Genomic DNA, 23,179 nt, shown 5'->3' with positions numbered 1-23,179 from the left:
AGCCTCAGGGCTCGCGGGTGCTGATCCACCCGAAGGGGAAGTCCTGCTCGCCCGCCACGCGGAGCTCGCGGACGGCGAAGCGCCACACTCCACCCTCTCGCACGACGGTGTCCCGGTATCGGCCCCACAGGATGCCGTCGGGACGCTCGGACGGGAAGCGGTGCCAGGCGTGCAGCGCCGTGACGACGTCGGCCCGGTCCTCCCCGGAGAAGGTCACGCGCGTGTTGGAGACGTGGTGGCTCGTGGCCTCGAACGTCCCCAGGAGCTTCTGCAGGAGCGCCTCGACGGCAGGGCGACCCTCGGCCGTCCCACGCTCACCGCGGTACGCACGGAACACGCAGTCCTCGGCGAACAGCGCTGCGACGTCGGCGCTGCGGCCGTCGTCGACGCCTTCGGCGTAGGCGCTCACCAGGTCGGCGATCTCCCACCGGTCCTCGAGTCGATCCATGTCGTCCACCTCTCGTGATGCGTTCGGGTCGTGCGTCGGCCTCAGACGACGGCGACGGCGTTCCCCGGCGAGCCGACGCCTCCGGGAAGGTTCAGGGGCACCGAGACGAAGAGGAAGTCCCATCGTCCCCGCTCCCGGCAGCTGCGGGCCAGCTCCTCGAAGTCGAAGAGCTCGCCCAGCGGCATGCCGAGCATGGTGAGGAGCCGGTGGTGGAGGAAGCCGTCGGCCTTGTCTCCGGGCTGCACCTCCACCGTGACGTTGTCACACGCCACGGCGGCCACCCGCTCGTCCCAGAGGAAGGCCGCGGTCGCGGGACCCGCCGCCAGCCCGGCGCCCACCGGTCGCGTCATCACGGTGCGGGCGTCCTCGACGGACAGCGTGCGGAAGGCGGCGTACCAGCCGAGCCGCACGCACAGGACGTCGCCGGGAAGGATCTCGGTGCCTTGGGCCCGGACCGCCGCGAGGAGGTCGTCGGGCGAGACGGCTCGACGCTCGAGGGCGTCGTAGGGGCCTTGCGCCTCGAGCCAGGCCCCGACGTCGACCAGCACGCCCCGGCCCACGATCCCGCTCCTGCCCCAGGCGTCGATGCCGAGGTGCGGCGCGTCAGCAGGGGGCCCCGGGTGGCCGCCGTAGAACCCGGCCTCGCGGTGCTGGACGTGCAGCAGCCCGTCCCACTGGGTCGAGGCCTGGAGGTCGAGGCCGTCGAGGCGGTCGCCCCAGCTGAAGCCGTTGGCCGGGTAGACCTCGTGCCGCAGCCCCACCCGGCCGAACGGCGGGACCAGCGGCTCGCCCAGCGGCAGGCCGAGCCCGATGGTGCGGCCCTCGCGGGCGGAGGCGAGGGCGTCGAGGCGCCGGCCCGGGGTGAGGTGGTGCAGCGTGCCGAGCCCCGAGGCGGGGTCGAAGACGTCCCACGCGTGCCTCAGGTCGGTGCCGTCGACGACGGGAAGCTCCTCGTACGAGGGCAGGTCGTCGACGTGATTGCTCATGGCCATGGTCTTGGATACCATACCAAGCAAGCGCTTGTGTAGGAGTTCGGGCGCATCCATCGTCGAAGCCTCGAGGAGGCAGCCGTGCAGGCCACGCCGTTCGGAACGTTCACCGCCCCCCTGGCCAAGGTCGAGCTCCGGGCGGACGGCCCGCGTGGCCACCGACTCGTGGGGCCCATCGTCGGCGGCCGGTTCGAGGGGCCCCACCTCAACGCCGACCAGCGAGGGACCTCCGCTGCGGACTGGCTGCTCTGGGGGCCGGACGGGACGGTCGTCGTGGACGTGCGCATCAGCCTGCGCACCGACGACGGCGCCTTCATCCAGGTCACCTACGACGGCAAGGCCGACTGGTCCGACGGGGTGGGGAGCGGACCTGTGTACTCCGCCTTCCGCTTCGACACCTCCGACGAGCGCTACTCCTGGCTGACCGGCCGACTCGTCGTCGGCCGCGCGGAGGTCGGCCCGACCCAGGGCGTCTACACCCTGTCCCTGCTCGACTGACCCGCTCCCGAGAACGAGGATCCCCATGTACAAGCTGCTGTTCTGCCTGCGCCGCCGCCCCGAGCTGACCCGCGCCGAGTTCCTCGAGCGCTGGCACGGGCGTCACGCCGACATCGCCCGCAGGGGCGCCCAGGCCATCGGTGCCGTCCGCTACGTCCAGAACCACACCGTGGACGACCCGATCAACGCCGCGCTGCAGGCCTCGCGGGGAGGACCGGAGGCCTACGACGGCGTCGTCGAGCTCTGGTTCGAGTCGCTCGACGCTCTCGGCGGCACCTTCACCGAGCCCGACGCCCGACGTGCCATCGCGGCGCTCGTGGCCGACGAGCCGACGTTCATCGACGTGGAGCGGTCCCCCATCTTCGTCACCGAGGCCCACCCCATGTGGGACTTCTCGGAGTGAGCCGACCCGCAGCCGGGGGCACCACCTCCGGCCGTCCCGTGCCCGACTGGTTCGTCGACGCCCTCGCCGACGTGCCGCAGCACCGGACCCTGACGGTGGCCGGACACCGGGTGGCGTACCGGGCGTGGGGCGAGCCGGGCGATCCCGCGATCGTCCTGGTGCACGGCGCCGCAGCGCACTCGGGCTGGTGGGACCACGTGGCACCTCTCCTGGTCCGCGCCGGGCACCACGTGCTCGCCCCCGACCTGGGCGGGCACGGCGACAGCGACCGGCTACCCGCCTACGGGCTCTCGGCCTGGAGTGAGGAGGTGGCGGCGGTCGTCGCCACCGTGGATCGGCCGCTCCTGGTGGGGCACTCGCTGGGCGGGCTCGTCGCCTACCTCGTCGCGGAGTCGGGCGCCGACCTGCGCGGACTGCTCGTGGTCGACGCCGAGGTCCCCGAGAAGGCCGAGGAGTTCACGCCGCCGGACTGGCGCCCGCCACGACAGGCCCGCACCTACCCCGACGAGCAGACCATCGTGGGTCGGTTCCGCACCCTCCCCCGCGCCAGCACCTCGGCCGAGCACGTCGTCCGCCACGTCGCGCACGGCTCCGTCGTGGAGACCCCGGACGGCTGGACCTGGAAGTTCGACCCGCGCTTCTTCGAGCACGACCGCATCGGGCTCGACGACCTGAGGCCCGTGGACGGCTGTCCCGTCCGACTGGTCCGCGGCGCCGACGGCCTCGTCGACGACCTCATGGCCTCGCGCGTGGCCGAGCGCCTCGGGCACCCGGGCCCTCCCGTCACCATTCCCGACAGCGGGCACCACGTCCCGCTCGACCAGCCACTGGCCCTCGTCGAGGTCGTCCTCGACGCCGCCACCCGGTGGGCGTCCGCGCCCCACCCCGCCCGACCCGCAACCCTGGAGGAAGCACCATGAGCCACTACCGCAGCAACCTGCGCGACATCACCTTCAACCTGTTCGAGGTGTTCGGTCGCGACCGGCTCCTCGGCACCGGTCCGTGGGAGGACGTCGACATCGCCACGGCACGCGACATGCTGGCCGCCGGCGCCGAGCTGGCCGAGACCGACCTGGCGGAGTCCTTCGCCGACAGCGCGCTCGGCACGATCGACTTCGACCCGGCCACGGGCACGGCCCGCCTGCCCGAGGCGTTCGCCAAGTCCTACGCGAGCTACGTGGCCGCCGAGTGGTGGCGCATGGACGTGAGCCCGGAGATCGGTGGCATCGCCGCGCCGCCGTCGCTGCGCTGGGCCATGTCGGAGTTCCCGCTCGGCGCCAACCCCGCGATCTTCCTCTACGCGGCCGGCTGGCCGCAGGCCGAGATCCTCTACCACCAGGGCAACGCCGACCAGAAGCGCCTGGCCGAGCTCATGAGCGAGCGGCACTGGGGCGCCACCATGGTGCTGACCGAGCCCGACGCCGGCTCCGCCGTGGGCTCGGGCAAGACCAAGGCCGTGCCCCAGCCGGACGGCACGTGGCACCTGCACGGCGTGAAGCGCTTCATCACGAGCGCCGAGCACGACCTCGCCGAGAACATCGTGCACTTCGTCCTCGCGCGGCCCACGGACACGCCCGGCGCCGGCGGTCCGGGCACGAAGGGCCTGAGCCTCTTCGTGGTCCCCAAGCACCACGTGGACCTCGAGACCGGCGAGATCGGCGCGCGGAACGGTGCCGTCGTCACGAACGTCGAGAAGAAGATGGGGCTCAAGGCCTCCCTCACGTGCGAGCTCACGTTCGGCGACGCCGACACCCCGGCCGTCGGCTGGCTCGTGGGCGACGTCCACGACGGGATCGCCCAGATGTTCGAGGTCGTCGAGTACGCGCGGATGCTCGTGGGCACCAAGGCCGTGGCCACGCTCTCCACGGGCTACCTCAACGCCCTCGACTACGCCCAGCTGCGCCGCCAGGGCGCCGACCTCGCCCGTCGCGGCGACCGGTCCGCGCCCGACGTGCCCATCATCGACCACCCCGACGTCCGGCGGTCGCTCATGACGCAGAAGTACTACGCGGAGGGCATGCGCGCGCTCGTGAGCCTCGCGGCCTGCACGCTCGACGACATCGCCCTGGCCGAGCACACCGGCGAGGACGCGAGCGCGGCCCGCACCCGCAACGACCTCCTGCTCCCCATCGTCAAGGGCTTCTGCTCCGAGAAGGCGTACGCGCTCCTGTCGGAGTCCCTCCAGGTCTTCGGCGGCTCGGGCTACCTGCACGACTACCCCGTCGAGCAGTACATCCGCGACGCCAAGATCGACACGATCTACGAGGGCACCACCACCATCCAGGGCATCGACTTCTTCTTCCGCAAGATCCGCCGCGACCGTGGTGCGGGCTTCGGGCTGCTCCTGGGCGAGCTCGAGGACGAGGCCACGGAGCTGCGCGACGGCTCCACCCCGCTCGCCGGTGTCGGCGAGGCGCTGCTGGAGGGACTGCGGTCCGTCCGTAGCGTGGTCGCGACCCTCGACCACGCCGCCGACGAGGCGCAGGACGAGCCCACTCGCCTGTACGACGTGGGGACCCACACGACGCGCCTCCTCCTCATGACGGGCGAGCTCGTGGTGGGCTGGATGCTCGCCAAGCAGGCGCGGGTCGCGCTCGAGCGGCTCGACGAGACGCCCGAGGACGGCTTCTACCTGGGCAAGGTCGCGGGGGCCCGGCAGTTCGCGGCCGAGCAGCTGCCGCACCTCTCGGTCCAGGCCGACCTCGTCGAGCGCGCCGACGCAGTGGACCTCATGGCGCTCCCGGTCTCCGCCTTCTAGGCCGGCGGGCCAGCGCCCGAGCAGGAAGGAGCGCCCCGGGACCTCGGTCCCGGGGCGCTCCTGTGCGTGGTGGCCGCAGCGGCGTCAGTGCGCCATGGAGATGGAGAGGAAGCGGTCCTGCAGGTCCGCGTCGCGGGCGAACTCGTCCGTGGGCCCGGCGTGGACGACGCGACCGGTCTCCAGCACGTAGACCCGGCTCGTGAGCTGGGTGACGAACGGGAGGTTCTGCTCGGCCAGCAGGATCGTCACGCCGTACGCCGCGGGCAGCCGCGAGATGGCCTCGGCGATGCCCTCGACGATGAGCGGCGCGAGACCCTCCGTGGGCTCGTCGAGCAGCAGGAGCCGGGGACGGGACACCAGAGCACGCGCGACAGCCACGAGCTGCTGCTCGCCGCCGCTCAGCTGGTTGCCCTTGCGGTCGATGAGCTTGTCGAGCAGGGGCAGCGAGTCGAGCAGGTCGTCGACCGAGACGGGCTCGCGGTCACCGGCGGCGAACCGGGCCAGCTCGAGGTTCTCGCGCACCGTCAGGTTGGTGAAGATGCGTCGGTCCTCGGGCACCCAGGCCACACCGCGGCGCGCGATGGCGTCGGCGCCCATCCGGGCGACGGGCTCGCCGTCGAGCGCGATGTCGCCGCTCGAGCGCACCTGCAGGTTCATGATCGCGTTGAACGTCGTGCTCTTGCCGGCGCCGTTGCGGCCGAGGAGCCCCACAATCTCGCCGGAGCTCGCCGTGAGGTCGACGTCGAAGAGGGCCTGGGCCGCGCCGTACCAGGCGTTGAGCCCCGTGGCCGAGAGGACGGTCTGCTGCGCTGGCGAGGTCATGATGCTCCCTGTCCGAGGTAGAGGGTCTTGGTGGTCTCGTGCCGCGCCACGTAGTCGGGCGTGCCCTCGAGCACGACCTCGCCGTTGGCCATGAGGACCACGCGCTCGGCGAGCGAGTGGATGACCTCCATGTCGTGGGCCGTGAGGATGATCGTCATGTCGCGGCGCTGGTCGAGCAGGGCCTTGAGCTGGGCGGTGGCCGCGCGCGCGTCCTCGTAGCCCATGCCCGCCGTGGGCTCGTCCAGCAGCAGGATCGCGGGACGCTGCACGACGGCCATGGCCATCTCGAGCGTCTTGCGCGCACCCTGGGCGAGCGACGAGGCGACGGTGTCCGAGAGCTCCAGGAGGCCGGCGTCGGCCAGGGCCAGGTCGGTCTCGTCCCACACCTCGCGGTGCGAGCGCAGCGTGTCCCACCAGCGCACCCCGCGGCGCCCACCCGTGAGAGCCGCGAGGAACACGTTCTCGCGGACCGTCATGGTCGACATGAGCCGCGCGACCTGGAAGGTCCGGCTCATGCCGGCCACGGCGCGCGTGGACGAGCGGTGCTTCGTGACGTCGCGGCCGTTCACGAGGACGCGGCCCGTGGTGGGCCGGTGCTCCCCCGCGATCGTGCCGAAGAGCGTCGACTTGCCGGCTCCGTTGGGCCCGATGATGGCGAGTCGCTCGCCGTCGGCGACCTGGAGGTCCACGGCCCGGACGGCCGGGACGCCGTCGTAGGACTTGGAGACGTTCTCGAGCTGGAGGATGGCACTCATCGGACGACCTCGCTGACGGGGGACGGCTCCTCCACGGAGACGTCGGAGGGGACTGTCGCTCGACGGGCCGGCCGTCGACGCCCGCGGATCCTTGCCGGGATGGAGACGAGTCCGTCGGGCAGGGCGATCACGATGACGAGCAGGAGCAGGCCCACGAACACGTTGGAGTCGTGGAAGACGTTGGCCAGCATCGTCTGCGACCAGATGAGCACCACGGCGCCGATCATGGGGCCGACGAACCGACCCATGCCGCCGATCAGGCAGGCGACGAGGATCTCGCCGGAGATCGCGAACGTGACCATCGCGGGGCTCACGACGCCCTGGCCCTGGGCGACGAGCGCCCCGGCCACGGCGGCGAACCCGGCGCTCACGGCGTACGCCGTCACCTGGACGCCACGGACGCGGATGCCGAGGGCGGCCGCACGCCACGGGTCGTCGCGGACGGCCCGCATGGCCATGCCGAGCGTGGAGCCGCTCAGGAGCCAGAGGAGCCAGACGCACACCGCCACGACGGCGATCGTGTAGTACCAGAGCTGCAGGTCCGACGTGAGCGGCGAGCCGAGGATCTTGATCTGGAACAGGCCGCTGAACCCGTCCTCGCCCTTGAGCCACGGCACGCGGTAGATCAGCAGCCACAGGACCTGGGCCAGGACGAGCGTGAGGATGGCGAACTCGGCGCCGCTGGTCCGCAGGGCGAAGGTCGCGAAGAGGGCTGCCACGACGGCTGCCACGGCCGCGGCCACCACGAGCATGGCGACGCCCGGCAGGTCCGGCACCTCCTGGTTCAGCAGAGCCATGGTGTACGCGCCCATGCCGAAGAAGGCGGCCTGGCCGAAGGACAGGAGCCCGGTCCAGCCGAACAGGACGCTCGTCGCCGTGGCGAAGAGCACCCACGCCGCGGCCGTCGTCCACGTGAAGAGGGAGCTGCCGCTGAACACGAGCGGCATGAGCACCGCGGCCAGGGCGAAGCCGGCGAGCAGCGGGACGCCCGCGCGCTGGAGCATCGGAAAACGGTCTCGAAGGGTGTTCACGGTGTCCTCACCTGGCCATCTGGATAGAACGAGAGGCGGAGCCGAAGATCCCCTGGGGCCTGAACATCAGGAACAGGGCGACCACGAGGTAGTAGCTGAAGCCGCTCAGCGACGGAGCGACCTTGAAGATCACGCTCTCGATGATGCCGAGGGCGAGCGCCGCCACCAGGGCTCCGGGGACCGAGCCCAGGCCGCCCACGATGATGACGATGAAGGCGGGCAGCATGTAGTCGGTGCTGAGCGCGAGGCCCTCGTCGATCGAGGAGACCGGCGAGATGAGCGCCCCGGCGACGCCCGCCAGGAAGGCGCCGATCGCGAAGACCGTGGTGGAGACGCGCCCCACGCGGATGCCGAGGGCCGAGGCCATCGTGCGGTCGTGCGACACGGCCCGGACCCGGGTGCCGAGCGAGGTCTTGGTGAGCAGGACCCACAGCCCGATCGCGATGAACACGCCCATGACGATCATGGCGGCCTCGTACTGACCGATGCGCGCCCCGAGCAGGGAGAACGAGCCGTCGAGGGCGTCGGGGTAGTCGACCGTGCGCGGGTTGGTGCCCCACACGGAGATCGCCAGGCCCACGAGCGCGAGGAAGAGCGCGAACGCCCCGAGGAAGCTCACGGTGGAGCCGGCCTTGTAGAGCTGGCGGAAGACGAGCAGCTCGCTCACGACCCCCACGACCATGACGCCGGCCCCGGCCACGAGGACCGAGCCGAGGAAGGCGGCGAGGCTGCCGCCCTGGATCGTCGAGGTCACGAGGAACGCGCCGATGAGGAAGAAGCCGCCGTGCGCGAAGTTCAGGACGTGCAGGACGCCGTAGATGAGGGTGAGCCCGCTGGCCACGATGAAGATCGGGACGCCTTGGGCGAGGCCCGCCACGAGGACGGAGATGATGTCGTTCACGGGGGCAACTTTCGTGAGGGGGACCGGTACCGGGGCCGGCGTCCTGGGACGCCGGCCCCGGTCAGGGGATCAGCTGCTCGGCGGGACGACGTCGCAGTCGGAGATCTTGACGCCCTGGGGCGCCGAGGGGTCTCCGGCTAGGACGGCCGTCGTGACGCCGCCGGAGCCCGCATGGGTCTCGGCGCCGATCTTCATCGTCGTGCCCATCGGGGTCTCCAGGGAGATGCCCTGGAGCTCCTTCTGGACCTTGGCGGTGTCGGTGCTGCCCGCCTTGGAGATGGCGGCCTCGAGGAGGCGCACCGCGAGGTAGCTCTGGTAGGCGCCGGCGTCGGGCTTCTCGCCGGTCTCCTTCTCGAACGCGGCGACGAACTCCTTGTTCTCCGCCGTGTCCTGGCAGGCGTAGAAGTAGTCGTGCACGTTGTAGATGGCCGGAGCGGCACCCTTGAGCGCCGTCGCGGTCGGCCAGTAGACACCGGTCTGGGCGAGGACGCCGTAGTCGTCGAGGAGCCCCGTCGGCTTGGCCTGCTGGATGAAGCTCGTCGTGCCGGCGCCGTAGACGCCGAGGAACAGGCCGCGCTTGGACTTGTCACCCGTGGAGTCCAGGCCCGAGATCTCCTTGCGGAGCGTCGTGGCGGTGACCGGGACGGCGTACTTCTTGCCGACCTTGACCGGACGACCGAGCTCCTTCTCCATGGCCTTCTTGGCCACGTCCCACGAGAGGCGCATGGCCTCGACGTCGTAGGTCATGACGTCCCACGTCTCGATGTCGGGGTAGCGCTTGGCCAGGCCCGTGCCGATCGCGGTGGCGATGTCGGTCATCTGCTGACCGATCATGTAGAAGTTCGGCGTGATGGGCGGGTCGACGAGGTCGGGCGACGTGCAGTGGGCCCCGATGAACGTCATGTTGAAGCGCTGCGAGGCCTCGGCCGACGACTTGCACAGGTCGGAGGTCTGTCCGCCGATCGCGAGGTCGACGCCCTTGTCGTTGAGGTCGCGGATCACGGTGGCGCTGCGTCCGGGGTCCAGCTGGTCGTCGACCTTCACGAGGTCGATCTTCCACTTGCCGTCGACGCCGCCGTCGGCGTTGATCAGCTTGGCGGCCACCTCGGCTCCCTGGCCCTCGAGCTTCGCGATCGTGGCCTGGACGCCGGTGAAGGGCAGCACGACGCCGACCTTGACCGTTCCGTCGTCACTCTCGTCGCCGGAGCTCGCGCATCCGCCGAGCACGAGCGCACCTGCCGTGGCGAGCGCCATCGCGCTGCGCGTGATGTGTGTTCTCATCGTCACTTCTCCTGTCTGAAGCTCTCGAAGATCGAGGCCAGTCGTGCTGTGTCGTCCACCGGCCAGCCGTAGTAGGCGGATGTCCGGTGGACCTTGTCCCCCAAGTGCTTCTTCGCGAGCTCCGGCATGTCCTCAGGACGTCCGGTGACCGCGAAGTGGTCGATGAACTCGTCGGGCATGACCGCGGCGAGCTTGTCCCAGTCCCCGGCCTTGGTGAGGGCCGTGAGCTCGGGCTGGAGGTCTCCGAACCCGACCGCCTCCATGACGGGGCGGTACGACGGGGTCGAGGCGTAGAAGGCGAGCTGGGCGCCGATCGCGCGGCGCTGCTTGACGATCGACTCCTCGTCGTCGCCCATGGCCATGAACATGGGGAGCGAGATCTCGATGTCGTCCCACGTGCGGCCGGCCTTCTCGAGGCCTCGCTCGATCGCGGGGAACGTGACCTCGTCCATGTAGGCGCGGTTCGTGAAGGCGTGCAGGATGATCCCGTCGGCCACCTGCGCGGCCATCTCGAGCATCTTGGGCCCCACGGCGGCGAGGTGGATCGGGATCTCGTGGTCGTGCTGCTTGGGCGCCCAGAAGGGGCTCATGAGCGAGTGCGTGTAGTGCTGGCCCTCGAACTCGAGCCGCTCGCCGGTGCGCCAGGAGTGGAAGATCGCGCGCAGCGCCTCCACGAACTCGCGCATCTGGCCCACGGGGCTGTTCCACGGCATGGAGTAGCGGCGCTCGACGTGGGCCTTGATCTGGCTGCCGAGGCCGAGGGTGAAGCGGCCGTTGGAGACGTCGGCGACGTTCCACGCGCTGTAGGCCACCGTCATGGGCGTCCGGGCGAGCGCCACGGCGATCGCGGTGCCCAGCTCGATGCTCTCGGTGCGACGTGCGACCTCGTAGGCCTGCATGAAGACGTCGAGGCCGGTCTCGGTGCACCACGCGCGGTCCAGGCCCGAGGTCTCGGCCTGGACGGCCCGGTCGCCCGAGACGATCAGGTCCTTCTCGACCAGGGTGGTGTCGATACGCACGATGTCGTTCCTCTCAGCGCCTCTCGGCGGCTTAACCAAGCGTTTGCTTGTTTAGTAAAGCGGGGGTCGGATGTGATGTCAAGCACAGTTTCGGCGCGCATCCAGATCACTGGAAGCGCAGCACTTCCTCGGCTCCGGGATCCAGGAGCGAGGCCCGTAGCCGCGTCTTGACGACCTTGGCGTTGGCGTTGCGCGGCAGCTCCGTCAAGAACACGACCCGCGTGGGCTTCTTGTACCCCGCAAGCCGCTTGGCCACGTGCTCGACGACGGCGTCGGCGGTCAGGGCGACGCCGGCGCGCGGCACGACGACGGCACACACCGTCTCGCCCCAGCGCTCGTGCGGCACGCCCACGACGGCTGCCTCCAGGACACCGGGGTGCTCGTGCAGGACACGCTCCACCTCGGCGGGATAGACGTTCATCCCGCCGCTGATGATGAGGTCCGCAGCCCGTCCGTCGACGTAGAGGAAGCCCTCCTCGTCGACGTGGCCGAGGTCGCCGGTGAGGAACCGGCCGTCGCGCAGCTGTCGACCCGTGGCCTCCGGCCGTCCCCAGTAGCCCACGAACAGGGAGGGCGACTCGATCACGATCTCGCCGACCTCGCCCGGCGGGAGGGGCGCCCCGTCGGGCCCCACCACGAGCACGTCGGCCGGCGCGAGAGGCCGCCCGATCGTCGCGTGCGGCACCGAGGCACCGGTGCTGCCGTCGGCGTCCAGCCGCGTGGTGGCCGCGACGGCGGCCAGGCTCTCGGTCATGCCGTACGACTCGACGTACGCACCGCCCAGCACCTCGACCATCGCCGCACGCTGCTGCTGGGTGGCGGGGGACGCCGAGTGGCACACGCCGGCCAGACGGACCAGCGCCCTCGGTCGCACGCGCGCCGTGCGCGCGAACTCGTCCATGAAGGGGGTCGGCACGAACGTGAAGGTGCTGCCGTGCCGTTCCATGCGGTCGAACCAGCGGTCCATCGTGAGCCGCGGCTGCAGGAGGTCGAGGCTCGCCCCCACGGCGAGGTGCGGCATCACGAACGCCCAGACGAGGGCGGTGAAGGAGATCGAGCCCGAGAAGGCGCAGGCTCCGTACGGGACGACCCGGAACGCGACGAGGTTGGCCCGGACGGCCGCCACGGCACCGGCGTGGGACATCATGGCGCCCTTCGGCACCCCGGTCGTGCCGCTCGTGTAGCCGATCATCACGAGGTCGTCCGGCGAGACCGCCACGTCGGGGAACGGGGACGGCCCGGCGCCCACGACCTCCTCGTAGGCGTCGTCCGTGTCGGCGGCGGCGCCGCCGCCGGTGGAGATCCGCACCAGGCCCGCGGCAGCCGGTGCGCCGTCCACGACGCCCGAGACACCCGCCGAGTGGACGACGGCACGGGCTCCGCAGTCGTTCAGGATGTGCTCCAGCTCGTGGCTCCTGAACCTCGCGTTCACGGGGACCACGACGAGACCCGCCAGGATCGCGGCGAGGTGCGGCTCCACCGAGCGCAGCCCGTCCTCGACCATGACGGCCACGCGGTCGCCCGGCTCGAGCCCGGCCGACAGCAGCCAGCCACCCAGCCGCGCGGCGCGTGCCGTGAGGTCGGCGAAGGTCCGCTCGTGCTCCTCCGCGCGCAGGGCGACCCGGTCGCCGAAGCGCGACGTGCGGGTCACGAGGTCGCGGACGGTCACCCAGTCCGACATGCTCAGGCCTCGGCGGGCTCGAGCAGGTCGGAGAGCTCGGCCAGCTCGTCGGCAGCCGACTGGGGCACCGTGAAGCGCTGCGTGTCGCAGATCTGCTCGAGGTGCCGAGCGACGTCCTCGGCCGAGGCGGCCGCCCCGTCCGGGGACACCCAGCCCTCGCTCAGCCCCGTGAACACGCGGGAGTACCGGCCGGCCCCGGCGGAGAAGACCTGGTGCGTCACGGCGCACGCCTCGCTCGCGAGGTAGACGACGAGCCCGGCCACGTGCTCGGGCTCGGCCGTGCCGGGGGCGAAGATCGACTCCGTCATGCGGGTCCGCGCGATGGGGCACACGACGTTGCTGAGGATGCCGTCCCGGCCGCCCTCGATGGCGAGCACGTTGGACAGGCCGATGATGCCGGCCTTGGCCGAGCCGTACGCGGCCTGACCGAAGTTCCCGAACGTGCCGGCGTTGGACGAGACGAAGACCAGCCGGCCGTAGCCCTGCTCCTTCATCTGCAGGAAGGCCGGCTGCGTCACGTGGGCGGCACCTCGCAGGTGGACGTCGTGGACGGCTCCGAAGTCGTCCCAGTCCAGCTTGGCGAAGCTGCGGTCGCGCAGGATGCCGGCGTTGTTCACGAGCACGTCGACGCGGCCGAACCGCTCCACCGCCGTGCGCACGAGCGAGCGCCCACCCTCGACCGTGGCGACCGTGTCGGTCGAGGCGATCGCCTTGCCGCCGAGCGCCTCGATCTCCTCGACCACGGCCTGGGCGGGAGAGTCGGCGGCGGCTGCGCCGTCGACGGACCCGCCGACGTCGTTGACCACCACCTGGGCGCCGGCCCGGGCCAGCTCGAGGGCGTAGACGCGGCCGAGGCCGCCGCCCGCACCGGTGACGATGGCGACGCGGCCGTCCAACGAGAGCTCTGACATGGTCGTCCTCCTGTCTTCCCGGCTCAGACCAGGCCCTCGGCCGGCAGGATGCCGTCGAGGTCGGCCCGGATCTGCAGCGCGAGGTAGGTCGAGTACAGGCGGGCCTCCATGAGGGCGCCGCCCATGATCCACAGGCCGTCCTGCGGGGTGCGGACCCACATGTTCCGCATCACGTGGTTCTCGTCGAAGCCCCAGATGGGACCGACCTTCTCCGCGATCTCGTCGCCGAAGAGGATCCGGACGCCCTCCTGCTGGTTCTGGTACCCCGTGGCGAGCACGAGCGTGTCCACCTCGGCCAGCGAGCCGTCCTTCAGCCTCAGGCCCCGTGCCTCGAGCGTGTCGATCTCGGCGGCCTGCAGGACGGCGATCGAGCCGTCGATGATGAGGTCCGAGCAGCCGGCGTTGATGTAGTAGCCGCCGCCCTTGCGCAGGTACTTCATGTGGAAGCCCGTCGCGTCGGGCTCGAAGTCGGTGCGGAAGCCCGCGCCCTCGAGACCGGCGATGAGGTCCTTGTCGAGCTCGCACGTCTTGCGCGTGAGCCACTGGTAGGTGGCCTTGAGGATGGGGTACGGCGTCGCGGCCTGCACGAGGTCGACGTCGACCGGGTCGCGGTCGTCGGTGTAGGCGGCGTAGACCATGGTCCCGCACGGGTCGAGGCTGATGACCGCCGTGGGGTTGCGCTGCACCATCGTGACCGACGCCGCGCCGTTCTCGTAGAGGTCCTGCGCGATGTCGTGCGCGCTGCTGCCCGTCCCCATCACGACCACCCGCTCACCCACGTGGTCCCGGCCGGCGCGGTACTCGCTGGAGTGCATGACGCGACCCCGGAAGTCGTCGACGCCCTCGGGTCGCGCCACGTTGGGCACGCCGCTGTGGCCGCCGGTGGCGAGGACCACGTGCGGCACGCGCAGCACGCGCTCGCCGTCGGAGCGGCGGACCGTGAGGGTCCACGTGCCGTCCTCGTGACGCTCGCCCGAGGTGACCTCGGCGCCGGTCCAGACGTTGAGCTCCATGGCCTCGGCGTACGCCTCGAGCCAGTGCGCCAGCTTGTCCTTGGGCAGGAAGGCGGGCCAGGTCTGTGGGTAGGGCATGTAGGGCAGCGTGTTCGTCGCGACCTCGTTGTGGAGCGTCAGCGAGTGGTAGCGGTGGCGCCAGTTGTCGCCCACGCGGGCGTTCTTCTCCACGATGAGGACGTCGACGCCCATCTGGCGCAGCCGGGCGCCCAGGACGAGGCCGCCGTGGCCGCCTCCGACGATGACCACCTCGGGCTCGCGGTCGTCGAAGCGACGCTCCTTGAGCCGGCGGTCGAGCCAGTTCTCCGGGCCGGCGCCGTGCTCACGACCCTTGGGCCGGTCCACGCCGACGAGGGACGGGTAGCCGTCGAGCTCCTGGAGCGTGGTCAGCATGATCCAGATGCGCGGCTCGCCCGACGGGTCGTCGAGGCGCAGCCGCACGTAGGCCGTGCCCCGACCGGCGGCCACCTCGTAGTCGAGGTAGCCCTCCAGGACGTCGACGCCCGAGCGCCGGGCCAGGCGCGGGCGAGCGCGCTGCGCCGAGATCTCGAGGCCCTTGAGGCGCGCACGCTCCTGCGTGCGCGCGAAGGCGTCCTCGATCGCCGGGCGGCCCTCGAACGTGCGGTACCTCCACGTGAAGGCGAGGTAGTCCATCCAGTAGCCGTCCTCGGCGAACAAGGCGCCGAAGGCTCCGGCGTCGCCCGAGGCCGTGGCGGCGCGGGCGCCGTCCAGCCAGGACTCGAACTGGCGGACCGCCTCGAGCTCGCGTTCCAGGTCGGTCGTCATCACAGATCCACTCACGCGTCGTAACCTACCAAATGGTTGCTTGGTTGAGAAGAGCAAAAACAATCAAGCGCTAGAGAGGGTCGCTGGTCTAGACTCAGAGGCATGACGTACGACAGGCTGGCGCGATGACCAGCACGACAGCCGCGACGACGGCCACCCCCGGACGACGGGGAGCGAGCGACCGGCGGGCCGAGCTCATCCAGATCGCGGCGGAGCTCTTCGCCGAGCGAGGCTTCCTCGCCACCACGATCCGCGACATCGCGGACTCCGCCGGGATCCAGTCCGGCAGCCTCTACCACCACTTCACGTCCAAGGAGTCGATGGTCGAGGACCTGCTCGTCGACTACTGGTCCAAGCTCCTCGAGCGCTACCGCGACGTCGTGGCCACCGAGGACGACGTCACGGCCGCCGCGAGCGGGCTCATCAAGGCCTCGGTGCACCTGCTCGACGAGTGCGCGCTCGCGCTGCGCGTCATGCTCAACGACTGGACCTACCTGTCGCAGACCTTCCCGTTCATGGAGACCTCCCTCAACGAGTGCCAGGGCATCTGGCTCGAGGTCATCCAGCGGGGCGTCGACTCGGGCGACTTCAGCGCCGCCGTCGACCCCACGATCCTGTACCGGACGATCATGTCGTCGGTGAGCGGCACGGCGCGCTGGTTCCGGCCCAACGGGTCCGTGAGCGTCGACCAGCTGGGCGAGGACGTCGCCACGCTGTTCATGAACGGCATCTCCTCGCGTCCCTGAGGCCCCTGCACGACGGACGGCCCGCGCCTCACCCCTCTCGGGTGGGCGCGGGCCGTCGTCGTCTCAGCGCAGCTGGAAGATCTCGTACCGCACGGTGCTCGACGACGTGTCGATCGAGCCCTTGCCCACGAAGAGCGACGTGTTGAGCCACGCGTACCGCTCGTCGGCGACCTCGAAGGTCACGGCGGTGTACATCGTCGCGCCGTCGAGTCCGTCCGAGGCGTCGCCGCGACCCTGGTAGGTCATGTAGATGAACGCGCCGTCGTCGGTGCGCAGCGCCATGCGGACGTCGGGGATGGCCGTGCCGTCGGGGCCGATGATCAGCCAGTCGGCAGCGGACTCGCCGCGCTGGGAGGCCATGAAGCGCTCGCCCTCGCACCGCCCGTCGCGCACGCCCACCACGACGCGCTGGCCGAGCGGCGTGCGCCCGGCGAAGTCGGGCTTGTCCGCGAGCGGACGCGCCGTGAACACACAGAAGGGAACCAGTTCCATCATCTCTCCATCACTCGGTGGTGAGCACGTGCGCGGCCGAGACGGCCGTCGTGCCCTTGATCAGACCGCCGCCGCACTGCAGGAAGGCCCGCCGTGCGTTCGCGACCTGGCGGTCGCCGGCGGTGCCGCGCAGCTGCTGCACACCCTCGAACACCTGGGCCACGCCCGTGGCGCCGATGGGGTGCCCGCGGGCGATGAGCCCGCCGGAGGGGTTCACGGGGAGCGGGCCGGACAGGGTCGTGTGACCCGTCTCGATCCACTTCATCTCGTCGCCGGGACGGCACAGGCCGGACTCGACCCACGACACGATCTCGCCGGGGGTGGTCGCGTCGTGCACCTCGGCGAGGTCCATGTCCTCGGGCCCGAGGCCGGCCTGCTCCCAGGCGGCGGCCGCGGAGTACTCGTGCGAGTCCGAGGGGCCCGTGCTGTCGGCGGAGAGCGAGCGCATCTGGGAGGCCAGGATGCGCACCGGCGACTCGCTGGGACGCCGGCTCGTGATCACCGCGGCGGCCGCGCCGTCGCCGACCGGCGAGCACATGAGGACCGTGAGAGGTCCGAGCACGTGGCGCGAGGCGAGGATCTCCTCGGGCGTCAGGGCCTTGCGGCGCTGCGCGTACGGGTTGAGGGCGCCGTTCGAGTGGGCCTTGGAGGCCACCTGCGCGAAGGCCTCACGGGTCAGGCCGCGCTCGTTCAGCAGCAGGTCGGCCACCTTGGCGTAGCGGTCGATGAAGGGGCTGCGCGTGACGCCGGCGCCGTCGCCGAGGTCGAGGTAGTCCACGTCCATGCCGCCGAGGAACGCCGAGAAGCTCTTCTGCTTGTCCTGCGAGTAGAGCTTCTCGGCACCGACCACCAGGACCGTGTCGTACTGGCCGCCGGCCACGGCGCTCCAGCCCAGGTGGAAGGCGTTGGCCCCGGAGGCGCACGCGTTCTCCACGTTGGTCACCGGCAGCGCGCCCGCGCCCATCGCGTGGGTCACCGTCTCGCCGCGGATGGAGTGCTGGCCGTACATCACGCCGGCCGCGACGTTGCCGAAGAACACCGCCTGGACGTCGTCGAACCCGACCCCTGCATCGTCGAACGCCGAGCGGATGGCCCGCGCCGACAGCTCCTTGAGACTGACGTCCTCGTACCGTCCGAACGGCGTCATGCCCACTCCGGACACGAATGCGTCGCGCATCGTGTGGTCCCTTCTCATCGGGACGCGGCCGGGGAGGCCGCGTCGGTGCTGGCTGCCCGGGCGTAGCGCGCGTCGTAGCGACCGTCGGCCGTGCGGCCCCCGTCGACCACGAGGCACTGCCCGGTGATGAAGCTGGCGTCGTCGGACGCGAGGAAGGCCACGGCCGCGGCCGCCTCGTGCGGCGTCCCCTGCCGACCCATGGGCTGCATGAGGTCGCGGGCGCGGCGCAGGCTCTCGGCGTCGCCGAAGTCGCCGCGCACCATGTCGGTGTCCACGACCCCGAGGACGACGGCGTTGGAGCGGATCCCGCGGTCCGCGTACCGCGTCCCGAAGTGGCGAGACACCGCGAGGAGCGACGCCTTGGAGGCCTCGTAGGAGAGGGAGTAGCCGCTCGCGATCATGCCGGCGATCGAGGAGACGAAGACCAGGCTGCCGTGGCCGCGCTCCATCATCTGCGGAAGGGCGGCCTGCGCCACGAGCCAGTGCGAGCGCACGTTGACGTCGTTGACGAGCTGCCAGTCCTCGACCGTCTGGGTGCGGCCGGGGTACTTGCCGGTGATGCCGACGTTGCAGACCACGACGTCGAGGTGGCCCAGCTCGGCCTCGGCGCGCGCGACCAGCTCGGTGCAGGCCTGCGCGTCGGAGGCGTCGGACTCCAGGGCGACGCCGTCGTCGCGCGAGAGCGCGGCCACGGTGTTCTGCGCCCGCTCCAGGCTGACGTCGGAGACGGCCACCCGCGCTCCCTCGGCGGCCAGGCGGAGCGCGACCTGCGCGCCGTTGGCGGTGGGCGAGTCGGGCTGTGCGGCTCCTCCGCCGAGGACGAGGACCGTCCGGCCCTCGAAGCGGGAGCCCGCGGCCCGGGCTGCGTCGGTCACGGCGTCCATGTCAGTGCCCGCCTCCTGCGGTCGAGTTAGCCAAGCAAGCGCTTGGCTTGTACGCTAGCACACACCTCTGCCCCCGACGGAAGGCCTTTGGCATGAGCCGCTCGACATCGATCGACCTCGAGGACTTCGTCCGGGAGTCCGAGGAGTTCGTCGCGGCGCACCACCCGCGCCGGACCCCGGCCTCCGTGCGCGAGGCCGTGTCGTTCAGCGTGCTGCCCGAGAAGTCGGCCGAGGTCGAGGCGCGCGAGCTGGCCGAGGCCCTCACCTGGCGCCGCACCACCTACGACGCCGGGTTCGGCTGGATCGACGGGCCCGTCGAGCACGGCGGCCGGGGGCTGCCGTCGCACTTCGCCGACGCCTACCGCACCGTCGAGCGTCGCTTCCAGGTCCCCGACGAGGCCTACACCCGCTTCAGCGTCGCGATCCTCTGCCCGACGCTCCTCGAGCACGCCGACGCCGGCCTGCGCGCCGAGCTCCTCTCCCCGCTCCGCCGGGCCGACCTCGTCTCCTGCCAGCTCTTCTCCGAGCCGGACGCCGGCTCGGACCTCGCCTCCGTGCGCACCCGCGCCACCCGCGAGGGCGATGCGTGGACCGTCACGGGCCAGAAGGTCTGGACCTCGGGCGCGCACTACAGCCAGGTCGGCCTGCTCCTGGCCCGCACCGAGGCCGGGTCGCGTCGGCACCGCGGCCTCACGGCCTTCCTCATCGACATGGACCAGCCCGGCATCGAGGTGCGTCCCATCCACCAGATGACAGGTGGCGCCTCCTTCAGCGAGGTCTTCCTCGACGGCGCCGTCGTGCCCGACTCGCGACGCATCGGGCCCGAGGGCCAGGGCTGGTCGGTCATCATGGCCACGATGCGGCACGAGCGCTCCGTCATCGGCACCGAGGGCGGCGTCGACCTCGCGCTCATCGACCAGCTGGCGTCGGTCGTGGCCGCAGAGCCGGACCTGCAGGAGGACCTCTCCGTGCTGGAGCGCCTCGGCGAGGCGCTCGTGCGCGGACGCAGCGGCGCCGCCATGACGCAGGCGTTCCTCGCGGCCGCCGGGGGCGAGCCCGGGCCGGAGATGTCGATGTCGAAGGTCCTCCTGACCGACAACCTGCACCGCATCAGCGAGCTCGCCCAGGACGTCCTCCTCGATCGGGCCGTCGTGGCCTCGGGCACACCGGCCGAGCTCGCGTGGAACCAGCTGACCCTCAGCCTCGAGGGGCTGCGCATCGGCGGCGGGACCGACGAGATCCTGCGGACGGTCGTCGCCGAGCGCGTCCTCGGGCTCCCGCGCCCCGAGGCGCCCACCTCCCGCTGACCGCAGGACCACACCCGAGCCTGTGCCAAGCAAGCGCTCGGTCTGGTACGGTGCGAGGACCTGACCCCTGAACCACGGAGACGACGAGATGACCGACAGCACTGCCCTGGGAATCTTCGACCTCGACGCGCTCGTCGACGACGAGTCGCGCGCCATCGCCCAGACGGTGCGCCGCTTCGGCGAGCAGCGTCTGCGCCCTCACGTCGCGGGCTGGTTCGAGGACGGGAAGATCCCGGCCAGGGACCTCGCCCGCGAGCTGGGTGGCCTCGGCGTCCTCGGCATGCACCTGGAGGGGTACGGCTGCGCCGGCGCCTCCGCCACGGCCTACGGCCTGGCGTGCCTCGAGCTCGAGGCCATCGACTCCGGGCTGCGCTCCCTCGTCTCCGTGCAGGGCTCGCTCGCCATGTTCGCCATCTGGCGCTTCGGCTCCGAGGAGCAGAAGCAGGAGTGGCTCCCCCGCATGGCCGCCGGCGAGGCCATCGGCTGCTTCGGCCTCACGGAGCCCGACTTCGGCTCCGACCCCGCCGGCATGCGGACCCGCGCCCGCAAGGACGGCGACGACTGGGTCCTGAACGGCTCCAAGATGTGGATCACCAACGGGTCGGTGGCCGACGTCGCCGTCGTCTGGGCCCGGACCGAGGACACGGTCCGCGGCTTCGTGGTCCCCACCGACACCCCCGGCTTCAGCGCGCCGGAGATCAAGCAGAAGCTCTCGCTGCGCGCCTCCGTGACCTCCGAGCTCGTGCTCGAGGACGTCCGGCTCCCCGCCTCCGCCCAGCTGCCGGAGGCCAAGGGGCTGTCCGGCCCGCTCTCGTGCCTCAACGAGGCCCGCTTCGGCATCGTCTTCGGTGCGCTCGGGGCCGCCCGCGACTGCCTCGACACGGCCATCGCCTACGCCAACACCCGCTCGATCTTCGACAAGCCGTTGTCGGGCTACCAGCTCACGCAGGCCAAGCTCGCCGACATGAGCCTCGAGCTCGGCAAGGGCATGCTGCTCGCCCTGCACCTGGGCCGGCTCAAGGACGCCGGCCAGATCCGTCCGGCGCAGGTCAGCCTCGGCAAGCTCAACAACGTGCGTGAGGCCATCGCCATCGCCCGCGAGTGCCGCACCATCCTCGGCGCCGCCGGCATCACCGGCGAGTACCCGATCCTGCGGCACGCCAACAACTTGGAGTCCGTGCTCACCTACGAGGGCACCTCGGAGGTGCACCAGCTCGTGATCGGCAAGGAGCTGACCGGCCAGGCGGCCTTCCGGTGACCTCTGCCGGCTCGTCAGTCGGTGACGACGACGCGCAGGTGGCACGGGCCGTCGGGCGAGCTGGTGGGCAGCTTGGGCAGGAGGAACGACTCCGTCGAGCGCGCCGGGACCGTGACCTTCACCCGCTTGGCCGCCACCTGCTCACCGTCGGCGGGGCCCACCTGGGCCGTGACGCTGTAGGAGTGGGCGGTCTTGGCCGGGTTGGCGATCCTGCCCTCCGCGTTCCAGTCGCCCTCGGCGTCGGCGCGGCACTGGAACGACCGCAGCGCGTCGGGGGCCGGCTGACCCTCGACCGGGACGTCGAGGGACGGCGAGGCCGACCCGCTCGCCTCCGGTGTAGCCGTCGAGCCGCCGCCGCTGCATCCGGAGAGCAGCAGCAGGCTGGCCACGAGGGCGGGCACGGCGGTCTTCACCGCACCATCCCAGCACAACCGGACGGGGCCTCGGCCACGGACGCGCCGGACGGCCGCACGCGGTCGGCCTGTACCGTCGAACATGAGGATCCCTCAACTTTCAGGAGGCCGTGACATGGCAGGAATCGATCGACTCGGCGTGGTGGGCGGCGGGCTCATGGGCTCGGGCATCACCGAGGTCGGGGCCCGCGCGGGCCTGCACGTCGTCACCGTCGAGGTCTCTGACGACGCCGCCAAGCGCGCCGCCGAGCGCATCGAGGCCTCGCTGCGCAAGGCCGAGTCGCGCGGCAAGATCACGCCCGAGGAGGTCGAGGCCACCCTCGACCGGATCGTCGTCACCGCCGACCTCGACGCCCTGGCCGACCGACGCCTCGTCGTCGAGGCCGCGAGCGAGGACGAGCAGACCAAGCTCGACCTCTTCCGCAACCTGGGCGCCCTGCTGAAGGACGACGAGGCCATCCTCGCCTCCAACACCAGCTCCATCCCCATCGTGAAGCTCGGCGCCGTCAGCGGCCGCGCCGACCGCGTCATGGGCGTGCACTTCTTCAACCCCGCCCCCGTCATGAAGCTCGTCGAGCTCATCCCCTCGCTCACCACGTCGGGCGACACCCTGGAGCGGATGAAGTCGTTCGTCTCCGAGGAGCTGGGCAAGCAGCCCATCGAGGCCACCGACCGCGCCGGGTTCGTCGTCAACAGCCTGCTCGTCCCCTACATCCTCTCCGCCATCCGGATGTACGAGGCGGGCTACGCCAGCGCCCAGGACATCGACTCCGGCATGGTGCTCGGCTGCGGGCACCCCATGGGGCCGCTCGCCCTCGCCGACCTCATCGGCCTCGACACGGTCCGCGCCATCGGCGTCTCCATGTACGAGGAGTTCAAGGAGCCCCTCTACTCCCCGCCGCCGCTGCTCGACCGCATGGTCGACGCCGGGCTGCTCGGCTCCAAGAGCGGGCACGGGTTCTATCCTCACTGAGTGACCGCTCCTCACCTCGCCGACGTCACCTGGCCTCGACGGACCGAACGACTCGTCGTCCGGCCGTACCGCGAGGAGGACCTCGGCGCCGTCTGGGCCTACCGCTCGGACCCTGACGTCGCCCGCTGGGTCGGGCGCGCCCCGCGGACCCGGGACGACCTCGCCACGGGCTTCGTCGCGCGGCCCGGGGAGCCCGCGCTGGTGGCCGAGCACGACGGCGTCGTGATGGCCGACCTCATGGTGCGGGTCGGCGACGGCTGGTCGCAGGCCGACGTGAGGGACGGCGCCGCGAGGACGGAGGCCGAGCTCGGCTGGGTGCTCGCGCCGAGCCACCACGGCCTCGGTCTCGGGTCGGAGGCCGTCACCGACCTGCTCGACCTCTGCTTCGGCGAGCTCGGGCTGCGCCGCGTGACCGCCGGGTGTTTCGTGGAGAACGCGCCGTCCTGGAGGCTCATGGAACGCCTCGGGATGCGGCGCGAGGCCCACGGTGTGCGGGACTCGTTGCACCGCGACCTGGGCTGGGTCGACGGCTACACGTACGCGATCCTGGCCGACGAGTGGACGGCCCGACGCGGGGGCTGAGGCCGCAGCGCCCTCGCAACGTCGGCCGGGCATGATGGACGTGACCCACGC

Annotated in this window: 24 protein-coding genes; 9 read left to right on the top strand and 15 right to left on the bottom strand. The window is 71.4% G+C overall.

Features of this window, described 5'->3' with window-relative positions:
- Positions 1-4: 4 nt before the first annotated feature.
- Complete coding sequence (locus tag ASD11_RS16965) at positions 5-448, bottom strand: nuclear transport factor 2 family protein (RefSeq protein WP_162246512.1); 444 nt, start codon at positions 446-448, stop codon at positions 5-7.
- Between the two features lie 41 nt (positions 449-489).
- Positions 490-1,434: a cyclase family protein gene (locus tag ASD11_RS16960; RefSeq protein ID WP_156464860.1), complete on the bottom strand. Its 945-nt coding sequence runs from the start codon at positions 1,432-1,434 to the stop codon at positions 490-492.
- Between the two features lie 84 nt (positions 1,435-1,518).
- On the opposite strand from ASD11_RS16960, the gene ASD11_RS16955 reads away from it, so the two are divergent.
- From ASD11_RS16955 to ASD11_RS16940, 4 genes are read left to right on the top strand one after another with little or no spacing between them, the layout of a single operon-like run.
- Positions 1,519-1,935 carry a DUF3237 domain-containing protein gene (locus ASD11_RS16955; RefSeq protein ID WP_056290325.1) on the top strand — a complete coding sequence of 139 codons (417 nt, stop codon included), beginning with the start codon at positions 1,519-1,521 and terminating at the stop codon, positions 1,933-1,935.
- 25 nt (positions 1,936-1,960) lie between these two features.
- Entirely contained in the window at positions 1,961-2,338 is a 378-nt protein-coding gene (locus ASD11_RS16950) for an EthD domain-containing protein (protein WP_056290322.1), read from the top strand.
- Positions 2,335-3,258 carry an alpha/beta fold hydrolase gene (locus tag ASD11_RS16945; protein ID WP_056290320.1) on the top strand — a complete coding sequence of 308 codons (924 nt, stop codon included), beginning with the start codon at positions 2,335-2,337 and terminating at the stop codon, positions 3,256-3,258. Before ASD11_RS16950 ends, ASD11_RS16945 begins: the two co-directional genes overlap by 4 nt.
- Positions 3,255-5,096, top strand: coding sequence for an acyl-CoA dehydrogenase (locus tag ASD11_RS16940; RefSeq protein ID WP_056290317.1), 1,842 nt, complete (start codon positions 3,255-3,257; stop codon positions 5,094-5,096). The genes ASD11_RS16945 and ASD11_RS16940 overlap by 4 nt, the downstream gene beginning before the upstream one ends.
- A gap of 84 nt (positions 5,097-5,180) precedes the next feature.
- Here the strand turns inward: ASD11_RS16940 and ASD11_RS16935 are convergent, their stop codons facing one another.
- The 9 genes from ASD11_RS16935 to ASD11_RS16895 all read right to left on the bottom strand — a co-directional run bounded on the left by ASD11_RS16935 (position 5,181) and on the right by ASD11_RS16895 (position 15,296).
- Positions 5,181-5,918 carry an ABC transporter ATP-binding protein gene (locus tag ASD11_RS16935; RefSeq protein WP_082554532.1) on the bottom strand — a complete coding sequence of 246 codons (738 nt, stop codon included), beginning with the start codon at positions 5,916-5,918 and terminating at the stop codon, positions 5,181-5,183.
- Complete coding sequence (locus ASD11_RS16930) at positions 5,915-6,673, bottom strand: ABC transporter ATP-binding protein (protein WP_056290314.1); 759 nt, start codon at positions 6,671-6,673, stop codon at positions 5,915-5,917. Before ASD11_RS16930 ends, ASD11_RS16935 begins: the two co-directional genes overlap by 4 nt.
- Positions 6,670-7,677: a branched-chain amino acid ABC transporter permease gene (locus tag ASD11_RS16925; protein ID WP_056290311.1), complete on the bottom strand. Its 1,008-nt coding sequence runs from the start codon at positions 7,675-7,677 to the stop codon at positions 6,670-6,672. Before ASD11_RS16925 ends, ASD11_RS16930 begins: the two co-directional genes overlap by 4 nt.
- Positions 7,678-7,711: 34 nt before the next feature.
- Entirely contained in the window at positions 7,712-8,605 is an 894-nt protein-coding gene (locus tag ASD11_RS16920) for a branched-chain amino acid ABC transporter permease (protein ID WP_056290308.1), read from the bottom strand.
- Between the two features lie 69 nt (positions 8,606-8,674).
- The gene (locus ASD11_RS16915; protein WP_082554531.1) at positions 8,675-9,886 is read right to left on the bottom strand and encodes an ABC transporter substrate-binding protein; all 1,212 of its coding nucleotides are present in this window, start codon (positions 9,884-9,886) and stop codon (positions 8,675-8,677) included.
- 2 nt (positions 9,887-9,888) lie between these two features.
- Entirely contained in the window at positions 9,889-10,905 is a 1,017-nt protein-coding gene (locus ASD11_RS16910; RefSeq protein WP_056290302.1) for a TIGR03617 family F420-dependent LLM class oxidoreductase, read from the bottom strand.
- A 106-nt stretch (positions 10,906-11,011) separates the two neighbouring features.
- The gene (locus ASD11_RS16905) at positions 11,012-12,586 is read right to left on the bottom strand and encodes a class I adenylate-forming enzyme family protein (protein ID WP_056290299.1); all 1,575 of its coding nucleotides are present in this window, start codon (positions 12,584-12,586) and stop codon (positions 11,012-11,014) included.
- Positions 12,587-12,588: 2 nt separating this feature from the next.
- Positions 12,589-13,497: an SDR family NAD(P)-dependent oxidoreductase gene (locus ASD11_RS16900; protein ID WP_056290296.1), complete on the bottom strand. Its 909-nt coding sequence runs from the start codon at positions 13,495-13,497 to the stop codon at positions 12,589-12,591.
- Between the two features lie 23 nt (positions 13,498-13,520).
- A complete protein-coding gene (locus tag ASD11_RS16895) occupies positions 13,521-15,296 on the bottom strand; it encodes a flavin-containing monooxygenase (RefSeq protein ID WP_056290292.1) in 1,776 nt (591 codons plus the stop codon).
- 125 nt (positions 15,297-15,421) lie between these two features.
- Here ASD11_RS16895 and ASD11_RS16890 point away from each other — a divergent pair, with 125 nt between their 5' ends.
- Positions 15,422-16,042, top strand: a complete 621-nt coding sequence (locus tag ASD11_RS16890) for a TetR/AcrR family transcriptional regulator (RefSeq protein WP_056290289.1) — start codon at positions 15,422-15,424, stop codon at positions 16,040-16,042.
- A 63-nt stretch (positions 16,043-16,105) separates the two neighbouring features.
- On the opposite strand, the gene ASD11_RS16885 is transcribed toward ASD11_RS16890, so the two are convergent.
- From ASD11_RS16885 to ASD11_RS16875, 3 genes are read right to left on the bottom strand one after another with little or no spacing between them, the layout of a single operon-like run.
- A complete protein-coding gene (locus ASD11_RS16885) occupies positions 16,106-16,534 on the bottom strand; it encodes a DUF3237 domain-containing protein (protein WP_162246511.1) in 429 nt (142 codons plus the stop codon).
- Positions 16,535-16,544: 10 nt separating this feature from the next.
- On the bottom strand, positions 16,545-17,711 hold the full coding sequence (locus ASD11_RS16880; RefSeq protein WP_162246510.1) for a thiolase family protein: 1,167 nt from the start codon (positions 17,709-17,711) through the stop codon (positions 16,545-16,547).
- Between the two features lie 14 nt (positions 17,712-17,725).
- Positions 17,726-18,595: an SDR family NAD(P)-dependent oxidoreductase gene (locus tag ASD11_RS16875; RefSeq protein WP_056290283.1), complete on the bottom strand. Its 870-nt coding sequence runs from the start codon at positions 18,593-18,595 to the stop codon at positions 17,726-17,728.
- A gap of 92 nt (positions 18,596-18,687) precedes the next feature.
- Between ASD11_RS16875 and ASD11_RS16870 the strand changes: the two genes are divergently transcribed.
- On the top strand, positions 18,688-19,902 hold the full coding sequence (locus ASD11_RS16870) for an acyl-CoA dehydrogenase family protein (protein ID WP_056290280.1): 1,215 nt from the start codon (positions 18,688-18,690) through the stop codon (positions 19,900-19,902).
- Between the two features lie 88 nt (positions 19,903-19,990).
- Positions 19,991-21,160 carry an acyl-CoA dehydrogenase family protein gene (locus ASD11_RS16865; RefSeq protein WP_056290277.1) on the top strand — a complete coding sequence of 390 codons (1,170 nt, stop codon included), beginning with the start codon at positions 19,991-19,993 and terminating at the stop codon, positions 21,158-21,160.
- Positions 21,161-21,174: 14 nt separating this feature from the next.
- On the opposite strand, the gene ASD11_RS16860 is transcribed toward ASD11_RS16865, so the two are convergent.
- Positions 21,175-21,573 carry a hypothetical protein gene (locus ASD11_RS16860; RefSeq protein ID WP_056290274.1) on the bottom strand — a complete coding sequence of 133 codons (399 nt, stop codon included), beginning with the start codon at positions 21,571-21,573 and terminating at the stop codon, positions 21,175-21,177.
- A 124-nt stretch (positions 21,574-21,697) separates the two neighbouring features.
- Here ASD11_RS16860 and ASD11_RS16855 point away from each other — a divergent pair, with 124 nt between their 5' ends.
- Together ASD11_RS16855 and ASD11_RS16850 are read left to right on the top strand one after the other, a co-directional pair.
- Positions 21,698-22,546 carry a 3-hydroxybutyryl-CoA dehydrogenase gene (locus tag ASD11_RS16855; protein WP_442854201.1) on the top strand — a complete coding sequence of 283 codons (849 nt, stop codon included), beginning with the start codon at positions 21,698-21,700 and terminating at the stop codon, positions 22,544-22,546.
- Positions 22,547-23,128, top strand: a complete 582-nt coding sequence (locus ASD11_RS16850) for a GNAT family N-acetyltransferase (protein WP_056290268.1) — start codon at positions 22,547-22,549, stop codon at positions 23,126-23,128.
- Positions 23,129-23,179 lie beyond the last annotated feature (51 nt).

It is taken from the genome of Aeromicrobium sp. Root495, assembly GCF_001426755.1.
Classification (GTDB): domain Bacteria; phylum Actinomycetota; class Actinomycetes; order Propionibacteriales; family Nocardioidaceae; genus Aeromicrobium.
This window is presented reverse-complemented; position numbering and strand designations above follow the sequence as displayed.